The organism is Streptomyces sp. NPDC048278 (assembly GCF_040652195.1).
Classification (GTDB): domain Bacteria; phylum Actinomycetota; class Actinomycetes; order Streptomycetales; family Streptomycetaceae; genus Streptomyces.
In genome coordinates this window covers 315,908-336,341 of the sequence record NZ_JBEZLP010000002.1, presented here as the reverse complement: position 1 = coordinate 336,341, position 20,434 = coordinate 315,908, and the positions used below count along the sequence as shown (strand labels likewise).

18 protein-coding genes are annotated in these 20,434 nt (G+C 68.9%); 8 read left to right on the top strand and 10 right to left on the bottom strand.

Annotated features, from left to right (window positions below; all coding sequences use genetic code 11):
• Nucleotides 1-92 precede the first annotated feature (92 nt).
• Entirely contained in the window at nucleotides 93-1,370 is a 1,278-nt protein-coding gene (locus AB0D74_RS05040; protein WP_362580664.1) for an MFS transporter, read from the top strand.
• Between the two features lie 67 nt (nucleotides 1,371-1,437).
• Here AB0D74_RS05040 and AB0D74_RS05035 read toward each other — a convergent pair whose 3' ends face one another.
• A complete protein-coding gene (locus tag AB0D74_RS05035; protein WP_362580662.1) occupies nucleotides 1,438-2,880 on the bottom strand; it encodes a CCA tRNA nucleotidyltransferase in 1,443 nt (480 codons plus the stop codon).
• A gap of 285 nt (nucleotides 2,881-3,165) precedes the next feature.
• Between AB0D74_RS05035 and AB0D74_RS05030 the strand changes: the two genes are divergently transcribed.
• From AB0D74_RS05030 to trxA, 7 genes are all read left to right on the top strand, one after another.
• Nucleotides 3,166-5,619, top strand: a complete 2,454-nt coding sequence (locus tag AB0D74_RS05030) for a DUF6049 family protein (RefSeq protein ID WP_362580661.1) — start codon at nucleotides 3,166-3,168, stop codon at nucleotides 5,617-5,619.
• A gap of 46 nt (nucleotides 5,620-5,665) precedes the next feature.
• On the top strand, nucleotides 5,666-7,984 hold the full coding sequence (murJ, locus tag AB0D74_RS05025; protein ID WP_362580659.1) for a murein biosynthesis integral membrane protein MurJ: 2,319 nt from the start codon (nucleotides 5,666-5,668) through the stop codon (nucleotides 7,982-7,984).
• A 118-nt stretch (nucleotides 7,985-8,102) separates the two neighbouring features.
• A complete protein-coding gene (locus tag AB0D74_RS05020) occupies nucleotides 8,103-9,827 on the top strand; it encodes a protein kinase family protein (protein WP_362580657.1) in 1,725 nt (574 codons plus the stop codon).
• 35 nt (nucleotides 9,828-9,862) lie between these two features.
• Complete coding sequence (sigM, locus tag AB0D74_RS05015; RefSeq protein WP_362580655.1) at nucleotides 9,863-10,588, top strand: RNA polymerase sigma factor SigM; 726 nt, start codon at nucleotides 9,863-9,865, stop codon at nucleotides 10,586-10,588.
• Nucleotides 10,585-11,475, top strand: a complete 891-nt coding sequence (locus AB0D74_RS05010; RefSeq protein WP_362580653.1) for an anti-sigma factor — start codon at nucleotides 10,585-10,587, stop codon at nucleotides 11,473-11,475. Before sigM ends, AB0D74_RS05010 begins: the two co-directional genes overlap by 4 nt.
• A 194-nt stretch (nucleotides 11,476-11,669) precedes the next feature.
• Complete coding sequence (gene trxB, locus AB0D74_RS05005) at nucleotides 11,670-12,638, top strand: thioredoxin-disulfide reductase (RefSeq protein WP_362580651.1); 969 nt, start codon at nucleotides 11,670-11,672, stop codon at nucleotides 12,636-12,638.
• A gap of 49 nt (nucleotides 12,639-12,687) precedes the next feature.
• Nucleotides 12,688-13,020 (top strand): thioredoxin, encoded by a 333-nt coding sequence (trxA, locus tag AB0D74_RS05000; RefSeq protein ID WP_362580649.1) that lies wholly within the window; start codon nucleotides 12,688-12,690, stop codon nucleotides 13,018-13,020.
• Nucleotides 13,021-13,081: 61 nt separating this feature from the next.
• Here trxA and AB0D74_RS04995 read toward each other — a convergent pair whose 3' ends face one another.
• From AB0D74_RS04995 to rpmH, 9 genes are all read right to left on the bottom strand, one after another.
• A complete protein-coding gene (locus AB0D74_RS04995) occupies nucleotides 13,082-13,699 on the bottom strand; it encodes a GNAT family N-acetyltransferase (protein ID WP_362580648.1) in 618 nt (205 codons plus the stop codon).
• A 333-nt stretch (nucleotides 13,700-14,032) separates the two neighbouring features.
• Nucleotides 14,033-15,163, bottom strand: a complete 1,131-nt coding sequence (locus tag AB0D74_RS04990) for a ParB/RepB/Spo0J family partition protein (protein ID WP_362580646.1) — start codon at nucleotides 15,161-15,163, stop codon at nucleotides 14,033-14,035.
• Nucleotides 15,160-16,233: a ParA family protein gene (locus AB0D74_RS04985; protein WP_362581003.1), complete on the bottom strand. Its 1,074-nt coding sequence runs from the start codon at nucleotides 16,231-16,233 to the stop codon at nucleotides 15,160-15,162. Before AB0D74_RS04985 ends, AB0D74_RS04990 begins: the two co-directional genes overlap by 4 nt.
• 298 nt (nucleotides 16,234-16,531) lie before the next feature.
• Nucleotides 16,532-17,248 (bottom strand): 16S rRNA (guanine(527)-N(7))-methyltransferase RsmG, encoded by a 717-nt coding sequence (rsmG, locus tag AB0D74_RS04980; protein ID WP_362580644.1) that lies wholly within the window; start codon nucleotides 17,246-17,248, stop codon nucleotides 16,532-16,534.
• Nucleotides 17,249-17,365: 117 nt separating this feature from the next.
• On the bottom strand, nucleotides 17,366-17,878 hold the full coding sequence (locus tag AB0D74_RS04975) for a R3H domain-containing nucleic acid-binding protein (RefSeq protein WP_362580642.1): 513 nt from the start codon (nucleotides 17,876-17,878) through the stop codon (nucleotides 17,366-17,368).
• Between the two features lie 15 nt (nucleotides 17,879-17,893).
• The gene (gene yidC, locus AB0D74_RS04970; RefSeq protein ID WP_362580640.1) at nucleotides 17,894-19,204 is read right to left on the bottom strand and encodes a membrane protein insertase YidC; all 1,311 of its coding nucleotides are present in this window, start codon (nucleotides 19,202-19,204) and stop codon (nucleotides 17,894-17,896) included.
• 3 nt (nucleotides 19,205-19,207) lie between these two features.
• Nucleotides 19,208-19,573, bottom strand: coding sequence for a membrane protein insertion efficiency factor YidD (gene yidD / locus AB0D74_RS04965; RefSeq protein ID WP_093500828.1), 366 nt, complete (start codon nucleotides 19,571-19,573; stop codon nucleotides 19,208-19,210).
• A complete protein-coding gene (gene rnpA, locus AB0D74_RS04960; RefSeq protein ID WP_362580638.1) occupies nucleotides 19,570-19,941 on the bottom strand; it encodes a ribonuclease P protein component in 372 nt (123 codons plus the stop codon). Before rnpA ends, yidD begins: the two co-directional genes overlap by 4 nt.
• 21 nt (nucleotides 19,942-19,962) lie before the next feature.
• Nucleotides 19,963-20,100 carry a 50S ribosomal protein L34 gene (gene rpmH, locus AB0D74_RS04955; protein WP_015659252.1) on the bottom strand — a complete coding sequence of 46 codons (138 nt, stop codon included), beginning with the start codon at nucleotides 20,098-20,100 and terminating at the stop codon, nucleotides 19,963-19,965.
• Nucleotides 20,101-20,434 lie beyond the last annotated feature (334 nt).

Here is a 20,434-nt window from a genome sequence, read left to right as displayed (position 1 = left end):
AATCGCTCCTGCCAGGGCTCAGAAGGGTCCCCGGGTCATCCGATCCGGGGACCCTTCTCCTGTCTGCGGCCCCATATGTGAGGCTGTGCCCCATGCCCGTCGTCCGCGACCTGCGTGTCCTGCTGAGCCTGCGGAACTTCCGCCGTCTACTCGTCATACGCCTGCTCTCCCAGGGAGCCGACGGCGTCTACCAGGTCGCCCTCGCCGCCTACGTCGTCTTCTCCCCCGAGAAGCAGACCTCGCCGGCCGCGATCGCCTCTGCCATGGCCGTCCTGCTCCTCCCGTACTCCCTCGTGGGCCCCTTCGCCGGCGTCCTGCTGGACCGCTGGCGCCGCCGCCAGATCTTCCTCTACGGCAATCTCCTGCGCGCGCTGCTGGCCGCGGCCACCGCCGTCCTCATGGTCAGCCACGTCCCCGACTGGCTCTTCTACGCCTCCGCCCTCTGCGTCACGGCCGTCAACCGCTTCGTCCTTTCCGGTCTGTCCGCCGCACTGCCACGGGTGGTCGACACCGACCGGCTGGTGCTCGCCAACTCCCTCTCCCCGACCGCCGGCACCCTGGCCGCGACCGCCGGCGGCGGCCTCGCCTTCGCCGTACGGCTGGCGGCCTCGGATTCCGACGCCGCCGTGGTGCTGCTGGGTGCCACGCTGTACCTGGGCGCGGCCCTCGCGTCCCTGTCCATGGCCCCTGACCTCCTCGGCCCGGACCGGCAGCCGGCCCAGCCGAGCCTGGGGGCCGCGGTGATCACCACGGCACGCGACCTCCTGGAGGCGATTCGGCATCTCGCCGCACCGCGTCGCCGTGAGGCGGCCTGGGCACTGGTCAGCATGACGGCGATGCGCTTCTGCTACGGCGCGCTGCTCGTCCTGGTGCTGATGCTGTGCCGCTACGCCCTCTCCTCCGACCCGGACGACGGGCTCGGGTTGCTGGGGCTGGCCCTGGGCATCTCCGGCGCGGGCTTCTTCGCAGCGGCCGTGATCACGCCATGGACCGCGGGGCGGCTCGGTCCCGGCCGTTGGATCGTCGTGTGCGCCGCGTCGGCCGCCGTACTGGAGCCCGCCCTGGGCCTCGCGTTCACGACCGTTCCCATGCTCGTCGCCGCCTTCGTCCTGGGACTCATCACCCAGGGCGCGAAGATCGCCACGGACACCCTCGTGCAGTCGTCCGTCGACGACGGCTTCCGCGGCCGGATCTTCTCCGTCTACGACGTGCTCTTCAACGTCGCCTTCGTCGGGGCCGCCGCTGTAGCCGCGCTGATGCTTCCACCGGACGGCCGCTCCGCGACCCTCGTCATCACGGTCGCCCTGGTCTACGCAGCGGTTGCCGCAGCCATGGCCCGCTTCGAGCGCGAGGGGCGATGTTTCACGTGAAACATCGCCCCTCGTTGCATCACGGCGTGGTCATGTTTCACGTGAAACATGACCACGCCGTGCACCCTCAGCCCTGCCCGGCCCACCACTCCTTGAGCGCGGTCACCGCTGCGTCATGCCCCATCGGACCGTTCTCCAGCCGAAGCTCCAGCAGGTGCTTGTAGGCCTTGCCGACCTCCGGGCCGGGACGGATACCCAGGATCTCCATGATCTGGTTGCCGTCGAGATCCGGGCGGATCGCGTCGAGCTCCTCCTTCTCCTGGAGTTCGGCGATGCGCTGCTCCAAACCGTCGTAGGCGCGGGAGAGCGCCGCGGCCCTCCGCTTGTTACGGGTGGTGCAGTCGGACCGGGTGAGCTTGTGCAGACGGCCCAGCAGGGGGCCCGCGTCACGGACATAGCGACGGACCGCCGAATCCGTCCACTCCCCGGTGCCGTAGCCGTGGAAGCGCAGATGGAGCTCGACCAGCTGCGAGACGTCCTTCACCAGCTCGTTGGAGTACTTCAACGTCGTCATGCGCTTCTTGGTCATCTTCGCTCCGACCACCTCGTGGTGGTGGAACGAGACCCTGCCGTCGTTCTCGAAGCGCCGGGTGCGCGGCTTGCCGATGTCATGCAGCAGCGCGGCGAGCCGGAGGGTGAGGTCGGGGCCGTCCTCCTCCAGCGCCATGGCCTGTTCCAGGACGATCAGCGTGTGCTCGTAGACGTCCTTGTGCCGATGGTGCTCGTCGCTCTCCAGCCGCAGGGCCGGCAGCTCGGGCAGGACATGCTCGGCGAGGCCGGTGTCGACGAGCAGGGTCAGCCCCTTGCGGGGGTGGGCCGAGAGGATCAGCTTGTTGAGCTCGTCCCGGACCCGCTCGGCCGAGACGATCTCCAGACGGCCGGCCATGTCCTTCATCGCCGCGACGACCTCGGGGGCCACCTCGAAGTCGAGCTGGGCGGCGAACCGGGCGGCCCGCATCATCCGCAGCGGGTCGTCCGAGAAGGAGTCCTCGGGCGTCCCCGGGGTGCGCAGCACCCGCAGCGCGAGGTCTTCCAGACCGCCGTGGGGGTCGATGAACTCCTTCTCCGGAAGCGCCACCGCCATCGCGTTGACCGTGAAGTCACGGCGGACGAGGTCCTCCTCGATGGAGTCCCCGTACGACACCTCAGGCTTGCGCGAAGTGCGGTCGTATGCCTCGGAGCGGTAGGTGGTGACCTCGATCTGGTAGCCCTGCTTCTGCGCGCCGACCGTGCCGAAGGCGATCCCGACCTCCCAGACGGCGTCCGCCCAGGGCCGGACGATCTTCAGTACGTCCTCGGGGCGGGCATCGGTCGTGAAGTCCAGGTCGTTGCCGAGCCGGCCCAGCAACGCGTCCCGAACCGAGCCGCCGACCAGGGCGAGGGAGAACCCGGCCTCCTGGAATCGGCGGGCGAGGTCGTCGGCGACGGGCGCCACCCGCAGCAGTTCGCTCACGGCGCGCTGCTGCGCCTGGCTCAGGACAGTAGGAGTGTCTTCATTGGCGTTCGGCACAACAGAACAGGGTACGTGCCCCCGACGGTCCGAAGCGCCTCCATATTCCGGCAGCACCCCGATAGAGCGTCCCCCGCGGAGGGGTGGGACATCTCACTCCGTAATCGCACAAGCGCATCCGTTCGGCGCTTAACAGAGTCTCGCGACGATACTGGATATAGGGGACGGGCCGACCTCCTCTCCCGATCTTGAGGAGCAGACCGCGGCACTTCCGTTCAGCGCACCTCGTTACCATGCGTGGACGCACATACCGACGACCACTGACGACGAGGGACGGACGAGCGCGTGGCCGAGGCGGCAGACTTCCAGGGGACGCCCTCACCTGCCCGCCGCTGGCTGCGGCGCACCGGGGCACTGCTCGCGGGTGCGCCCCTGCTGGCCGGACTGACGCAGCTGCCCATGGCGGAGCCGGCCCAGGCGGCCGGCTCGGACACGGTGTCCGTCGCCCTGGACTCGCTGAGCCCCAGCGCCCCCAGTGACGGGGACACGCTGACGGTGTCCGGCACGGTGACCAACAACGGCAAGCAGGCGGTCACGGACGCGCACGTGGACCTGCGGATGGGCGGCCTGCTCAGCACGCGCTCCGAGATCGACACGGCCGCCCGGCACTCGGAGGACCTCCAGTCGGGTCTGGGCACCGAGGTCGGCGGCAAGTACACCGAGGACTTCGAATCGCTCCCCTCGGGGGTCGCCGAGCACTTCAGCATCTCCGTGCCGGTCGACAAGCTGGACCTCGGTCAGGACGGCGTCTACCAGTTCGGCGTCTCACTGTCCGGCAAGACCGCCGCGCAGCAGTGGGACCAGGTCCTCGGCATCCAGCGGACGTTCCTTCCGTGGCAGTCCTCCGAGGCCGACACCAAGACGAAGACGACGTATCTCTGGCCGCTGATCTCCACCGTCCACGTGACGGCGAAGACGGGCGCCGGCGAACTGCAGACGCCCGTCTTCCAGAACGACGACCTCGCCAAGGAGATCTCGCCCGGCGGCCGGCTGGCCCAGATGCTGGCGCTCGGCAAGGATCTCGACGTCACCTGGGTGATCGACCCGGATCTGCTGGCCTCCGTGGACGCGATGACCCGCAACTACCGGATCCAGGGCACCGGCGACACCACCACGGCCGGCACCCATCAGGCGGTGGCCAAGCAGTTCCTGGCCAACCTGCAGGACGCGGTGACGGACAAGGAGGTGGTGGCCCTTCCCTTCGCCGACCCGGACCTGGCCTCCCTCGCCCACAACGGCACCAGCGTGACCGGCTCGCTGAGCCACCTCAAGGACGCGACCGACGTGGCCGCCACCACCGTGAAGACTGTGCTCCATGTCACACCGAACACGGACTTCGCGTGGCCCGTGGACGGCGCCGTCGACCCCTCGATCATCAAGGTCGCCACCTCGGCGGGTGCCGACAAGGTGATCGCCCGCAGCGACAGCCTCCAGGAGACCGGCGGGCTGACCTACACGCCCTCGGCGGCGCGCCCGATCGGCGGCGGCACTACGGCGGTGGTCGCCGACGCGCGGCTGTCCACGACGTTCGAGGGCGATCTGACGAACGCCGACTCGGCCACCCTCGCGGTGCAGCAGTTCCTCGCCCAGAGCCTCGCGCTGAACACCCAGACCGGCAAGCAGCGCAGTATCGTCGTCGCCCCGCAGCGGATGCCCACGGCAAGCCAGGCCCAGGCCATGGCGACGGCGATCACCGCCCTCCAGGACGGCAACTGGTCGCAGTCCCAGGACCTCGAGGCAGCCGCCAAGGACAAGCCCGACCCCGGGGCGACGACGAAGATCCCCTCGTCGTCCGCGTACCCGTCCTCGCTGCGCAAGCAGGAACTGCCCCGGACGGCCTTCGAGCAGATCGCCCGTACCCAGGACAAGCTCGACAACTTCCAGGTGATCCTCACCGACGAGTCGCGGGTGGTGACCCCCTTCGGGCGGGCCATAAACCGCGAGATGTCCACGTCGTGGCGGGGTCGCGGCAGCGCGGCGGACAGCTTCCGTACGAGTGTGGAGTCCTGGCTCGACGACCTCATCGGCCAGGTCAAGCTGATCGACAAGTCCGAGACCAAGCTCTCCGGGCGCAGCGCCACCATCCCGGTAACCGTGCAGAACAACCTGGTCCAGGGTGTCGACCACCTCGTCCTGCGGCTCACCTCGACCATGCCGACCCGGCTGGAGATCGGCGGCAAGCCCTACTACGAGCAGCCGGTCGAGGTCTCCGGCGGCCACAGCCAGTCCGTGAAGTTCTCCACCTCGGCCAATGCCAACGGCCGGGTCGAGGTCACAGCCCAGCTCTACACCGAGGACGGCCAGGAGTACGGCGCGCCCGTCAGGTTCGACGTGAAGGTCACCGAGGTCACACCGACGGTGATGCTGGTCATCGGTGGCGGCGTGCTGCTGCTGGTGCTCGCGGGCTTCCGGATGTACACCCAGCGCAAGCGGGCCGCCGCCCGCCGGGCCGAGGAGGGCGACAGCCCCGACGAGACGGGCGGGGACTCCCCGGACGCTCCCGACGCCCCGGAGGCTCCCGACGCCCCGGAGACTTCCGACGTCACGGAGGCCGGAAGCCCCGAGGTCACCGGGGGCGCCGACGGGCCCGGGAACCCCGTTGCCCGTGGGGATCGTCTCCAGGAGGAGTCCGTCGCCCGGTCCCGGGAAGACGACCCGGAGCAGCCGAGTGACCCGACACCGGACACCGCACCGGAAAGCGCCGACCCGTCCGAGACGGGTGAGAGAGTGGACCGTTGAGCGATGTCGTGGCCGGTGGGCCCGGGACGATGAGGCAGGGGTAACCATGAACGCGCCGTACGACGGTGAAAGCGGCCAGGGCGCGGCCGGTTCGGGCTACCCCGAGCCGCCGCCGGAGCCCGGCCAGGTCCCGCCGCAGCAGGCGGCTGACATGTACCTCCAGGACGCCTATAACCAGGACCCCTACCGGGCACGCGACCTCTCCGCCCAGGACCCGGTCGCCGAGGCGCTCTACGACCGTGCCGCACACCCCCCGCCGGCTCCGGGCAGCTACCCGCAGCAGCCGCTGTACGGGCAGCCCGCCCAGTCCCCGTACGCCCCCGACCCGCACGTGTGGGCCCAGACCCCGGCGCCGGAGCCGGACGCCCCGAGCCCGTACCTCCCGTACGGCGACAACCCCCGCACGACCCAGTTCGTGGGCGTGGACGATTTGGTCTCGCACTCCGGTGAGGAGCACCACGAGCCGGACGCCTTCGCCCATCTCTTCCGCGACCAGCAGAGCGGCTACCCGGGCCAGCAGCAGAACGGCTACCGGAGTCCGCAGCAGGACGGCGGCCGGCTGCCGTCGGAGCCCCCGGCGGTGCCGGGTCCTGCGGTCGCCCCGGGAGGGCCCGGGCAGGTTCCGCCGTACCAGGCACCGACGCCGCCGGCCGCGGTCGACCAGACCCTGAACCTCGGTGCCGTACCCGCCGGGGCCCCGGCGTCCGCCACGGTGTCCGCGCCCGCGAAGAAGGGCGGGAAGGCCGCGGGCCTGCTCAAGTCGAGCGCCGTGATGGCGGCGGGCACGATGGTCTCCCGGCTCACCGGCTTCGTCCGCTCCGCGCTGATCGTCTCCGCGCTGGGCGTCGGTCTGCTCGGCGACACCTTCCAGGTCGCGTACCAGCTGCCGACGATGATCTACATCCTGACCGTCGGCGGCGGCCTCAACTCCGTCTTCGTACCGCAGCTGGTACGGGCCATGAAGGAGGACGAGGACGGCGGCGAGGCCTTCGCCAACCGTCTGCTGACCCTCGTCATGGTGGCGCTGGGCCTGCTCACCGCGGCCACCATCGCAGCCGCGCCGTTCCTGATCCGCCTGCTGTCCGACTCGGTCGCCAGCGACCCGGCGGCCAACGAGGTCGGCATCACCTTCGTCCGCTACTTCCTGCCCTCGATCTTCTTCATGGGCATCCACGTGGTGATGGGTCAGATCCTCAACGCGCGCGGCAAGTTCGGCGCGATGATGTGGACCCCGGTCCTCAACAACATCGTCATCATCGTCACCCTCGGCCTGTTCATCTGGGTGTACGGCACGGCCGCGCACTCCGGCATGAAGGTCACGACCATCCCGCCGGAGGGCCAGCGGCTGCTCGGCCTCGGCGTGCTCCTCGGGCTCGTGGTCCAGGCCCTGGCGATGATCCCCTACCTGCGCGAGACCGGGTTCCGGCTGCGGCTGCGCTTCGACTGGCGGGGCCACGGCCTCGGCAAGGCCGCGACCCTCGCCAAGTGGACCGTGCTGTTCGTCCTCGCCAACCAGGCGGGCGCGCTCGTCGTCTCCCAGCTGTCGACCTCGGCCGGCAAGAGCTCCCCGGTCGACGGCACCGGCTTCGCCGCCTACGCCAACGCCCAGCTGATCTGGGGCCTGCCGCAGGCCATCATCACGGTCTCCCTGATGGCCGCCCTGCTGCCCCGCATCTCCCGCTCGGCCGCCGAGAACGACACGGGCGCCGTCCGCGACGACATCTCCCAGGGCCTCAGGACGACCGCCGTCGCGATCGTCCCCATCTCCTTCGGCTTCCTGGCCCTCGGCATCCCGATGTGCACCCTGATCTTCGGTTCCTCGGGCATCAGCGAAGCCACCAACATGGGGTTCATGCTGATGGCCTTCGCCCTCGGCCTGATCCCCTACTCGGTGCAGTACGTCGTCCTGCGCGCCTTCTACGCCTACGAAGACACCCGCACCCCCTTCTACAACACGGTCATCGTCGCGGTGGTCAACGCGGGCGCCTCGGTCGCCTGTTACCTGCTGCTCCCGGCCCGCTGGGCGGTGGCCGGCATGGCCGCCTCCTACGGTGTGGCCTACGCGATCGGTGTCGGGGTGGCCTGGCGGCGGCTGCGCAAGCGGCTCGGCGGCGACCTGGACGGTTCCCGGGTCACCCGCACGTATGCCAGGCTCTGCATCGCTTCCGTACCGGCCGCGCTGCTCAGTGGTGCGGCCTGCTACGGCATCGGCCACACTCTGGGTCAGGGCGTGATCGGTTCCTTCGCCGCGCTGCTGGCCGGCGGGGCGGTCCTGCTCGGCGTCTTCTACGTCGCCGCGCGCCGCATGCGCATCGAGGAGCTCAACTCCCTCGTGGGCATGGTGCGCGGGCGTCTGGGGCGCTGAGGCGGGGGTAAGCGCACAACCATCGTTCGCCGCCGCGTGTCGTGCATAGCGGGGGACTGTGGGCACAATTGGTTTCGGCGTCGGACAGCGTGCAACGGATGGGGAGGCAGGAACGACGGTGGCGGAACGGAGCACGGCTGCCGTCGACGTGGCAGACAACAGCGGTGACAAGCCGCTGACCGCCAAGGCGGACCAGTCCACGGCCGACGGGGTGGCCAAGAACCCGGAGCGGGACACGGACAGCGACGAAGCACAGGGAAACGGCATGGCCGCGGGTGCTGAGAAGCAGGCCGCGCCCCCTGAACTGCACAGCGGGCACAAGCTCGCCAGACGCTACCGTCTTGAGGAGTGCGTCACCCGTCTGGACGGATTCAGCAGTTGGCGCGCGGTCGACGAGAAACTTCGTCGTGCCGTCGGCGTCCATATCCTGCCCGCCGACCATCCACGGACCCGTGCGGTGCTGGCCGCCGCCCGCTCCGCCGCACTCCTCGGGGACCCGCGCTTCGTGCAGGTGCTGGACGCCGTCGAGGAGAACGACCTCGTCTACGTCGTCCACGAATGGCTGCCGGACGCGACGGAGCTGACCGCGCTGCTCGCGGCCGGACCGCTGGAGCCTCACGACGCGTACCAGATGGTCAGTCAGATCGCCTCCGCCATGGCAGCCGCGCACCGCGAGGGGCTGGCCCATCTGCGCCTGAACCCGAACGCGGTGCTGCGCACCTCCACCGGGCAGTGGCGCATCCGCGGCCTCGCGGTGAACGCGGCGCTGCGCGGCATCAGTTCCGACACCCCGCAGCGCACCGACACCGAGGCGATCGGTGCCCTGCTGTACGCGGCGCTGACCCAGCGCTGGCCCTACGAGAGCGACGCCTACGGTCTGGCCGGGCTGCCCAAGGACGTCGGCCTGATCGCACCCGACCAGGTGCGTGCCGGTGTCCACCGCGGCCTGTCCGAGCTCGCCATGCGGGCTCTCGTCAACGACGGCGCCACCGCCTCCCGCCACGAGTCCGCGTGCACCACGCCGGAGGAGCTGGTGAAGGCGATCGGCGAGATGCCCCGCATCCGTCCGCCGGAGCCGGCGTTCACGGCACCGCCCGAGTACCAGCGCACCACGTACCAGCAGGGCACCTACGGCCGTCCCACGCCGCCCGGCGTGACACAGCCGCTCCAGGCCCCGCCGCCACCGCTGCAGAGCCGTACCGGCAAGGCGTTGAAGTGGGCCGTCTCGGCCCTTCTCATCGCCGCCCTGGGCCTGGGCAGCTGGCAGCTCGCGGACGCCCTGATGGACCAGGGCGACAAGTCCGGCGGAGACACCACCAACACCCAGACGACGGACGACGGCGACAAGAACAGCGCCAGCCCGGCGCCCGCCGCCGCGATAAAGATCCAGGACGCGCAGGAGTACGTCGCCAAGGGCGATGCCCAGCATCCGAACGACGTCGGCAAGACGTACGACGGCAGCACCTCGACGTACTGGAGGACGAACACCTTCGTGAGCGGCCCGGAGCTGGCTCCGTACAAGCCTGGTGTGGGAATCGTCTACGACCTGGGCTCCGCCAAGGAAGTCACCACGGGAACCATCTCCCTTCGCTACTCTGGCGATCACACAACGGTCGCGCTGTACGCCGCCGACTCGCTGAACCCGGGGTCGATCAGCTCGATGACGCAGATCGGCAGCGTCACCACCACCGGGAACACCGCCACGGTGAAGGTCAGCAAGAAGGTGAAGAGCCAGTACGTGCTCATGTGGATCACCGCCGTGCCGAATTCGGGTGCGGATCCCGACGCGTACGCACAGGCCGGCTACAAGCAGGCCGTCACCGAGGTGAAGTTCACCGGCTGACGTCTCACCGGCGGCACCGAAGGCGGAGGGGGCAGATGGCGGAGGGCGCCGGATACGGCGGAGTGAGCGACCAGGATCTGCTCGCCCGCCATGTGGAAGGCGACCCCGATGCCTTCGGTGAGATCGTGCGACGGCACCGGGACCGGCTCTGGGCGGTCGCCCTGCGGACCCTGGGGGACCGCGAGGAGGCCGCTGACGCCGTCCAGGACGCCCTGGTGTCCGCCTACAGGGCCGCGCACACCTTCCGGGGCCAGTCGGCCGTCACAACGTGGCTGCATCGGATCACGGTCAACGCCTGCCTCGACCGCGCGCGCAAGGCGGCCTCCCGCAAGACCGCTCCCGTCGACGACACCGAGCGGCTGGAGCAACTGCTGGAACCGCATGAATCGGCCTCCGCTCCGGCCGAGCGGAACGATCTGCACCGCCAGCTCCTGGAAGCGCTCGGCACCCTGCCCCACGACCAGCGTGCCGCGCTCGTCCTCGTCGACATGCAGGGCTATCCGGTCGCCGAGGCGGCCCGGATCCTCGATGTACCCACCGGGACGGTGAAGAGCCGTTGCGCTCGCGGCAGAGCCAGACTCCTCCCGCTGCTCACCCATCTACGGCCGGAAAGCACCGGTGACGAAAACGACCGGGACCCGGCACGGAACCGGGCGGAGGGGACATCCGTCCCACCCGCAGCGGGGCCTCAGGACGGGGGCCCGCAGGACACCGGGCCGAGTGATCCAGCCGCAGTGAAGGGCGGAGGTGGGCGAGCATGACTTCGACGACAGACACGACCGGGCACCCGGACGTCGCGGAGATCTCCGACCTCACCGAGGGTCTGCTCCCACCCGCCCGGACGGAGGAAGTACGACAGCACCTGGACGGCTGCGAACTCTGCGCCGACGTCCACACCTCGCTGGAGGAGATCCGGGGTCTGCTGGGTGCGCTGCCGAGCCCCCCGCGCATGCCGGCCGATGTCGCGGGCCGTATCGACGCCGCCCTCGCTGCCGAGGCTCCGTTGAACGTGACGGCACCCGTGGCTCATGTTTCACGTGAAACATCTCCCCGTGAGACACAGTCCCCGGCGGATCGCCCTGCCGGGCGCCCGAGTGCCTCCGCCGGTCCCGGCCGCAAGGACCGCGGACATCACGGCCGACGCCGCCGCACGGTCGTCCTCGGCGCGGTCTTCACCGCCGCCGTTCTCGGCGCCGGTTCCTACTTCCTGCAGTCTCTCGGCGGCGACGGGACCCCGACGGCTCAGGGCAAGCCGACGACGTCCGCCGGAGCCTTCTCCAAGACCACGCTTCAGGGCCAGGTGAAGGATCTCCTCGGCACGAAGCCGAGCACGCAGCGGGGCTCCCAGAAGCCCTTCAGCGTCGAGTCCCAGCCCAGCGGCAAGCCGAGCTCGACACCAAGTCCGACGGTCAAGCTCCAGCCCACGACACAGGTGCCGGTGTGCGTGCGCCAGGGCATCAGCCAGACCGATCTTGTCCTCGGTGCGAAGAAGGGGACCTACGAGGGGCAGGACGCCTACCTCGTCGTGCTCCCCGACACCTCCGATGCCTCCCGGGTGACGGCCTACGTCGTCGACGCGTCCTGCGACCGGACGGGGTCAGCCTCCCCCGGCAAGGTTCTCCTGACGGAGTCCCTGGCCCGTCCCTGAACGTCCCCCGGGGACGGCCTGACCGGCTCCACGCATCGTCTCGCCCCAGCCTGGAAATCCGTACGGTGTGGGATGCCCGTGTGCCCGGACACACCGGGAATGCGCGCCCCTTAGGATCCGTTGGGTGGGGTGAGAGTTTCTGACGGAAGCTCCCACCGGTCGAATGACGTAGACCAGAGACGAGGAATCAAGCCGTGAGCGACGTCCGTAACGTGATCATCATCGGCTCCGGGCCCGCCGGCTACACGGCGGCGCTCTACACCGCGCGCGCGTCGCTGAAGCCCCTGGTGTTCGAGGGGGCCGTCACCGCGGGCGGTGCCCTCATGAACACCACCGAGGTGGAGAACTTCCCGGGCTTCCGCGACGGCATCATGGGCCCGGATCTCATGGACAACATGCGGGCCCAGGCCGAGCGCTTCGGCGCCGAGCTGATTCCGGACGACGTCGTCTCCGTCGACCTGACCGGTGAGATCAAGACCGTCACCGACACCGCCGGCACGGTCCACCAGGCGAGGGCCGTCATCGTCACCACCGGCTCCCAGCACCGCAAGCTCGGTCTGCCGAACGAGGACGCGCTCTCCGGGCGCGGCGTGTCCTGGTGCGCCACCTGTGACGGGTTCTTCTTCAAGGACCAGGACATCGCCGTGATCGGCGGTGGCGACACCGCGATGGAGGAGGCTACCTTCCTCTCCCGGTTCGCCAAGTCCGTGACGATCGTCCACCGCCGGGACACCCTGCGCGCCTCCAAGGCGATGCAGGAGCGCGCCTTCGCCGACCCGAAGATCAAGTTCGCCTGGGACAGCGAGATCGCCGAGGTCCAGGGCGAGCAGAAGCTGGCCGGTCTGAAGCTGCGCAACGTGAAGACCGGCGAGCTCTCCGACCTGCCGGTAACCGGTCTGTTCATCGCGATCGGCCACGACCCGCGCACCGAGCTCTTCAAGGGCCAGCTGGACCTCGACGAGGAGGGCTACCTCAAGGTCGCCTCGCCCTCGACGCACACGAACGTGACGGGGGTGTTCGCCGCCGGTGACGTGGTGGACCACACCTACCGTCAGGCGATCACCGCGGCCGGTACCGGCTGCTCCGCCGCTCTCGACGCCGAGCGTTTCCTCTCCGCCCTCGCGGACGAGGAGAAGGCCGCGCACGAGAAGACCTCCGTCTGACCTTTCCCCCTCCACCCCACCACCGCACGATCAAGTAAAGGAGCCCGCCGTGGCCGGCACTCTGAAGCATGTGACCGACGCCGACTTCGAAGAGGTCGTCCTCAAGAGCGAGAAGCCCGTCCTGGTGGACTTCTGGGCCGAGTGGTGCGGCCCGTGCCGCCAGATCGCCCCGTCGCTTGAGGCGATCGCCGCCGAACACGGCGAGAAGATCGAGATCGTCAAGCTGAACATCGACGAGAACCCGAACACGGCGGCCAAGTACGGCGTCATGTCGATCCCGACCCTGAACGTCTACCAGGGTGGTGAGGTCGCCAAGACCATCGTCGGCGCCAAGCCGAAGGCCGCGCTCGTCCGCGACCTCGAGGACTTCATCGCCGAGTGATGTTTCACGTGAAACACGAATGGGCCAACCCCTGAGGGTTGGCCCATTCGCTTTGAGGAGCTCAGAGCGGTCGCAGCGCCGGCTCCTTCTGTACGGCCCCCAGAAGCCTGTCGAGCGCCAGCTCCACGTCTTCCTTCCAGGAGAGCGTCGTCCGCAGCTCCAGCCGCAGCCGAGGGTGCGAGGGGTGCTGGCGGACCGTCTTGAAGCCCACAGCCAGCAGGTGCTCCGCAGGCAGCAGACAGGCCGCCTCCTTGTAGCGGGCGTCGCCGAACGCCTCGATCGCCTTGAAGCTCCGCCGCAGCAGATCCTTGGCAACCGTCTGCACCATCACGCGTCCGAGCCCCTGCCCCTGATATCCGGGCATGATGAAGCCGGTCATGAGCTGGACGGCGTCCGAGGACACCGGGCTTGTGGGAAAGGCCGTGGAGCGGGGGACGTAGGCGGGCGGGGCGTAGAGCACGAAGCCGACCGGTACATCGTCGACATAGACCACTCGGCCGCACGATCCCCAGTCGAGCAGGACGGCAGAGATCCAGGATTCCTTCTCCAGCGCGGCTGTACCCGCTCTCACCGCTGCTTCGCTGCTGACGGGATCCAGCTCCCAGAAGACGCACGAGCGACAGCGCTGGGGAAGGTCCTGAAGGTTGTCCAGCGTGAGCGGTACGAGCCGACGCCCCATGAAGGCTGTTCCTCGCTTCCTTCGCCCGCAGCGTCGCGGGCGGCTGTCAGAGCGCTGCGTTCCCTGAGCAGACTGCCGAAGAATCCGACGGTCGCGCCCAGTCCCAGACCCGCGCTCACCAGTCCGGTGCGGCTCATCGATCGCATGGCCCCCGCCTCTCTCAGAGGTGCTGCCAGCTGTCCGGTGGATGCGCCATACCGAACGCATCGTATCCACACAGCGTTTCCATCGATACCGCCTGAAAGCAAAGAGCGGACCGTGTTCCGGTGCACACCGGACATGGTCCGCTCTCTGGGCGACAGGGCGCCGACCGGGCGGGAAACGCCCGGGAGGTCAGTCGTCGGACTCCACGGACTCCACAGAGTCCTCGGAGGCCGTGGAGTCGCCGTCGTGGAGGCCCTGGTGCAGAACCGGTCCCTCGCCGGGGGCGAGGGTGCCCAGGATCCGCTCAAGGTCTTCCATCGAGGCGAACTCGACGGTGATCTTGCCCTTCTTCTGCCCCAGGTCGACCTTCACCCGTGTCTCGAAGCGGTCCGAGAGCCGGGTCGCAAGGTCGCTGAGGGCCGGAGAGACCCGGGCGCCCGCCCGCGGTCCCTTGGCGCGGGTCGTCGTCTGGGGCCGCGAGCCCATGAGGGTCACGATCTCCTCGACGGCTCGCACCGACAGTCCCTCGGCGACGATCCGGTGGGCCAGCCGGTCCTGCTCCTCCGAGTCGTCGACGGAGAGCAGCGCCCGGGCATGCCCGGCCGACAGGACTCCGGCGGCCACCCGGCGCTGAACCGCCGGGGAGAGCTTCAGCAGCCGCAGGGTGTTGGAGACCTGGGGGCGGGAGCGCCCGATACGGTCGGCCAGCTGGTCGTGCGTGCAGTTGAAGTCCTTGAGCAGCTGGTCGTAGGCGGCGGCCTCTTCCAGCGGGTTCAGCTGAGCGCGGTGCAGGTTCTCCAGCAGCGCGTCCAGGAGGAGCTTCTCGTCGTCCGTCGCCCGGACGATTGCCGGGATCGCCTCCAGGCCGGCCTCTCGGCAGGCTCGCCAGCGCCGCTCACCCATGATGAGCTCGTAGCGGGAGGGGCCCAGCTGCCTGACGACGACAGGCTGGAGGAGGCCGACCTCCTGGATGGAGGTCACCAGCTCGTGCAGAGCGTCCTCGTCGAAGACCTCACGCGGCTGACGCGGGTTCGGCGTGATGTCGTCGAGGGGGATCTCCGCGAAGTGGGCGCCCATCGGAGGAGCGGGCATCTCCGCTCCCACCCCGAATACCGAGGGCTCCTCGGTTTCATGTGAAACAGCCGGCAGCGTCGTCACCTTGGCCGCGGCGACGCCACGGTCAGTCGTCAGCACCGGAGCCGCAGCGGGGGACGGCACTACCGTTCCCCCCACGGCCGTCTGGGCCGGGGTCATCTCGGTCGGGGCAGCTGGGATCAGTGCACCGAGACCACGACCCAGCCCCCTCCGTCGCTCGCTCACTGGATCCCCTCCACCATGTTCGGGTTGCTCTGAGCGCCGATATGGGCCTGCGTCGGGTCGTAGCTGACCCCGATGCCCTTCAGCGCGATTTCTCGGGCCGCCTCAAGGTACGAGAGGGCACCGCTCGATCCAGGATCGTAGGTCAGTACCGTCTGCCCGTAGCTCGGCGCCTCGGAGATACGGACCGAGCGGGGAATGCTCGTCCGCAGCACCTCGTCGCCGAAGTGACTGCGCACCTCGTCCGCGACCTGGGAGGCAAGGCGCGTCCGGCCGTCGTACATGGTGAGCAGGATGGTCGACACATGCAGGTTGGGGTTGAGGTGCCCCCGTACCAGGTCGACGTTGCGCAGCAGCTGGCCCAGGCCCTCCAGCGCGTAGTACTCGCACTGGATCGGGATGAGCACCTCGGCGCCCGCGACGAGCGCGTTGACCGTCAGCAGGCCGAGTGAGGGCGGGCAGTCGATGAGGATGTAGTCCAGCGGCTGCTCGTACGCCAGGATCGCCCGCTGAAGCCGGCTCTCCCGTGCCACCAGGGACACCAGCTCGATCTCCGCACCGGCGAGGTCGATCGTGGCGGGGGCGCAGAAGAGACCTTCGACGTCCACCACCGGCTGGACAACCTCCGCCAGCGGCTTGCTCTCGACCAACACGTCGTAGATGGACGGAACCTCGGCGTGGTGGTCGATGCCCAGCGCGGTGGAGGCATTGCCCTGCGGGTCGAGGTCGATCACCAGGACACGGGCACCGTGCAGAGCCAGCGACGCGGCAAGGTTGACGGTCGTCGTCGTCTTGCCAACGCCGCCCTTCTGGTTGGCGACCACCATGACTCTGGTCTGCTCCGGACGTGGCAGTCCTTCGCCGGCGCGGCCGAGAGCTTCCACCGCAAGTTGGGCAGCACGACCGATGGGAGTGTCGTCCATCGGAGGCGGTGTTTCACGTGAAACATCCGCCCCCATCGACTCGGTACGGGGACCGGGGACCGGATCGGTCATCGGTCCCGCGATGTTGGCGTCGGACCGCAAGGATTCACTCTCCTCGACTTCAGGCTCGCAATGAACAGAGCCTCCCATGTCTTCGGGGTCGTGAACCAGTGAGGCCTGTTGTTCTGTGGAGAAATCCACCTCTGTGGACAACTCCGTGCCCCTCAAGGGGGACGGAGCGTCACCAGAGGCTCCCTCTCCGAGGGCTCCGAGAGATTTTCGGTCGCGTGGTTCGGCCGCGGCGCGGGTCCGACCGATGATGCCGTGCAGCAGTGAGCGACGTTTCACGTGAAACACGATGCACAGCAAGCAGTACCGAAAAGCCGCGACACTCCGTCATGCGTAGGTTTGGCAGCTTGTGTGGAGTACGTCTGGTCGTCAGGACGGATCAGCGGCGCCTACGTGCCCTCCCGGTACGAGCCGCCTTCGCCCGCTTGGCCGCGAAGCGCACGCCGCCCGGGCTCTCTCCGACCTCCACGCGGACGACGGTCGACAGCGGATCCACCACGCCCTCACCCACATGCAGGATCGACGTGGACACCGCACCGAGCTTCGTCAGCGCCGTGGCCGCGGCCTTCAGCTCCTCCTCCGCCGTGTCTCCCTTGAGGGCGAGCATCTCGCCGTAGGGGCGCAGCAGCGGGACGCCCCAGGCGGCCAGGCGGTCCAGCGGGGCCACCGCACGGGCCGTGACCACATGCACCGGAGGCAGCTTGCCCATGACCTCCTCGGCGCGGCCACGGACCACGGTCACATGGTCCAGGCCGAGCAGCTCGACGACCTCGGTCAGGAAGTTGGTGCGCCGAAGCAGCGGCTCCAGCAGGGTGATGTTGAGGTCCTCCCGGACCAGCGCCAGCGGAATGCCCGGCAGGCCGGCTCCGGAGCCCACGTCGCAGACCGTCACCCCCTCGGGGACGGCCTCCGAGAGCACCGCGCAGTTCAGCAGGTGCCGCTCCCACAGGCGGGGCACTTCCCGTGGGCCGATCAGACCACGCTGCACGCCTGCCTCGGCGAGCAGCTCCGCGTAGCGGACCGCATCGGCGAAGCGCTCGCCGAACACTTCCCGCGCCTGTTCGGGCGCCGGGGGGAGCTCCGCAGCCTCCGTCACGGGGACCGTCCTTCCGTACAGCGCCGATGCTCCGCGCACCGGCCACCAGAACTACCAGGCTGACAAAGTTCGGCCCCGCCTGCTCAACAGACGGGGCCGGTACAACGGGGGGACCGCTCAGGCGGGCAGTACGACGACGAACCGCTGCGGCTCCTCGCCCTCGGACTCGCTACGCAGTCCGGCGGACTTGACCGCGTCGTGCACGACCTTGCGCTCGAACGGGGTCATCGGCTTGAGCTTCACGGGCTCGCCGGTGTTCTTGACCTCGGCGGCGGCCTTGGCGCCCAGCTCGGAGAGCTCGGCGCGCTTCTTGGCGCGGTAGCCCCCGATGTCGAGCATCAGCCGACTGCGGTCACCGGTCTCCCGGTGCACGGCCAGGCGGGTCAGCTCCTGGAGCGCCTCCAGCACCTCGCCGTCGCGGCCGACCAGCTTCTGCAGGTCCCGGCCGCTCGAGTCGCTGATGATCGACACGGAGGCGCGGTCTGCCTCGACATCCATGTCGATGTCGCCGTCGAGGTCGGCGATGTCCAGCAGACCTTCGAGATAGTCCGCCGCGATCTCGCCCTCCTGCTCCAGGCGGGTCAGGGTGTCTGCACCCTCGGCAGCGGCGGAGGTGGTGCCTTCCGTCACGGGATGGGCTCCTTCTTACTTCTTGGACGGGGACTTGGGGCGCTGCGGACCGCCCTTGCGCTGACCGGACTGGGCCCTGCTGCGGCCGTTGGAGCCGCCCTTCGGGGCCTGCTTGGCGGCCGGCTTGGCGTCCTGCGGCTCGTCGGAGTTCTCCAGCGAGGTCGTCGTGTCCGCCTCGTCGACGGAATCCGACGCGTCCGAAGAAGCCGAAACGGAGTCGCCGCCCGCCTTCGTCGTACCGGACTGCCGCTGGGCCTTGGTCTGGCGCTTGGGCTGCTGGCGCCTGGCGGCGCCGGTGGTCGTGACGCCGTCCTCGGTCTGCGCGACGGCCTGGGCCTCGCCCTTCACCACGGTGCCGTCGGCCTGGGCCACGAGGCCGGACTTGGTCAGCGCGTTGATGAACGAGCGCTCGAACTCGTTGCGGTCACGGCCCTTGGCGACGATCGCCTTGACGATGGTCTTCTCGCTGCGCCGGCGGGTCTTGCCGTGGTGCGTGACGTGCTTGGTGAGGCGCTCCAGGTAGGCGGCCTGGGCCTTGGAACCCGGGGTCGGGTTGTTGCGGATGACGTACATCTGCTGGCCCATGGTCCACACGTTGGTGGTCAGCCAGTAGACGAGGACACCGACCGGGAAGTTGATACCGAAGACGGCGAACATGACCGGGAAGACGTACATCAGCATCTTCTGCTGCTGCATGAACGGCGTCTTCACCGTGGTGTCGACGTTCTTCGTCATCAGCTGGCGCTGCGTGTAAAACTGCGACGCGGACATCAGGACGATCATGACCGCGGTGACGACCCGGACGTCCGTGAGGGAGGCACCGAGCGCCTCCACCTTCGAGGAGCCATCCGTGAACTTCGCGGCGAGCGGTGCCCCGAAGATGTGGGCCTTACGAGCACTGTTGAGCAGCGACTCGTTGATGACACCGATCGTCGAGCCCGTCGCGATGCCGTTGAGCACGTGGTACAGGGCGAAGAAGAACGGGGACTGCGCCAGGATGGGAAGGCACGAGGAGAGCGGGTTGGTACCCGACTCCTTGTACAGCTTCATCATCTCTTCGGACTGGCGCTGCTTGTCGTTCTTGTAGCGCTCCTGGATCTTCTTCATCTCGGGCTGCAGCGTCTGCATGGCCCGCGTCGCCTTGATCTGCTTCACGAAGAGCGGGATCAGGCAGATCCGGATCAGGATCACCAGGGACACGATGGACAAGCCCCAGGCCCAGCCCGTGTCGGGACCGAAGATCTTCCCGTACACGGAGTGGAACTGGACGATGACCCATGAGACGGGTGTCGTGATGAAGCTGAAGAGGCTGGCAATCGTGTCCACTAATCATGCTCCTTGGGCATGGGACGAAGTCTCTGCGGCCGGGCTCGAAGGAAGCTCGGAGGGAGGCTTCTCCTCGGTGGCCGGTTCGGCGGCGGAGGGCCCGCCCCTGCGTGCACGCCAGGCGTCACGCAGCATTTCGTGCCACCGCGGGCGCTTGCGCGGCGGAACATGGTCCACACCGCCCAGCGACCACGGATTGCACCGCAGGATGCGCCAGGCCGTGAGTGCCGTGCCCTTGATCGCACCGTGCCGGTCGATGGCCGTGTAGCCGTAGTGGGAGCACGACGGGTAGTACTTGCACACCGGGCCCAGCAGTGGACTGATCGTCCACTGGTACAGCTTGATCAGAGCCAGCAGCGGGTACTTCATCGCGCGCCCCCTCCCAGCAGCCGCTCGATGGCGGCATCCAGGTCTCGGGCCAGCTGTGCATGGTCGGCGTCGCCCGCTCCGGGCAGCGCTCGTACGACTACCAGGCTACCGGGGGGGAACAGGGCGACTCGCTCACGCATCAGATGACGCAGTCTGCGCTTCACGGCATTGCGCACCACGGCACCACCCACGGCCTTGCTCACGACGAAACCCGCACGCGTCGGGGGAGCGCTCTCCCCAGGCGCGTGCGGGTCCGTGGCACCGCTACGAAGGTGGACGACGAGGGACGGGCGACCTGCCCGGCGCCCCCGTCGTACCGCGGTCGCGAAGTCCTCGCGCCGCCTCAGCCGATGCTCGGTAGGCAGCACGACGTCATGACCTGACCGGGATCAGGCGGACAGGCTGGCGCGACCCTTTGCACGACGGTTCGCGAGAATCGCGCGACCGGCACGGGTACGCATCCGCAGGCGGAAGCCGTGGGTCTTGGCACGACGACGGTTGTTCGGCTGGAAGGTGCGCTTGCTCACTCGGGGGCTCCAGAAATCAAATCGGTGTGGCGGGTGCCGTCCTGGCTGTCACCGTGCGCCCACGAGTAGCTCGCATCACGCCCGAGTGCACCGCTTCCCGATCACCTTCAGCGATCTGTGCCCATCGGAGGCAGGCGGCAGCAGCCATCGACAACTCGACCTGGTTACGGTACGCGGGGCTACGCCATTCGGTCAAACCAGCGGTGACGGAGAGACACTATCCACAGCCTGGGGACAACAACTTGAACCGCAGCCGCCACGCTGACTACCGTGGCTGAACTCCGATTCGTTCCTTTATCCCCGCCCGACCTGATTTTCATCCCGACCCGTCCTC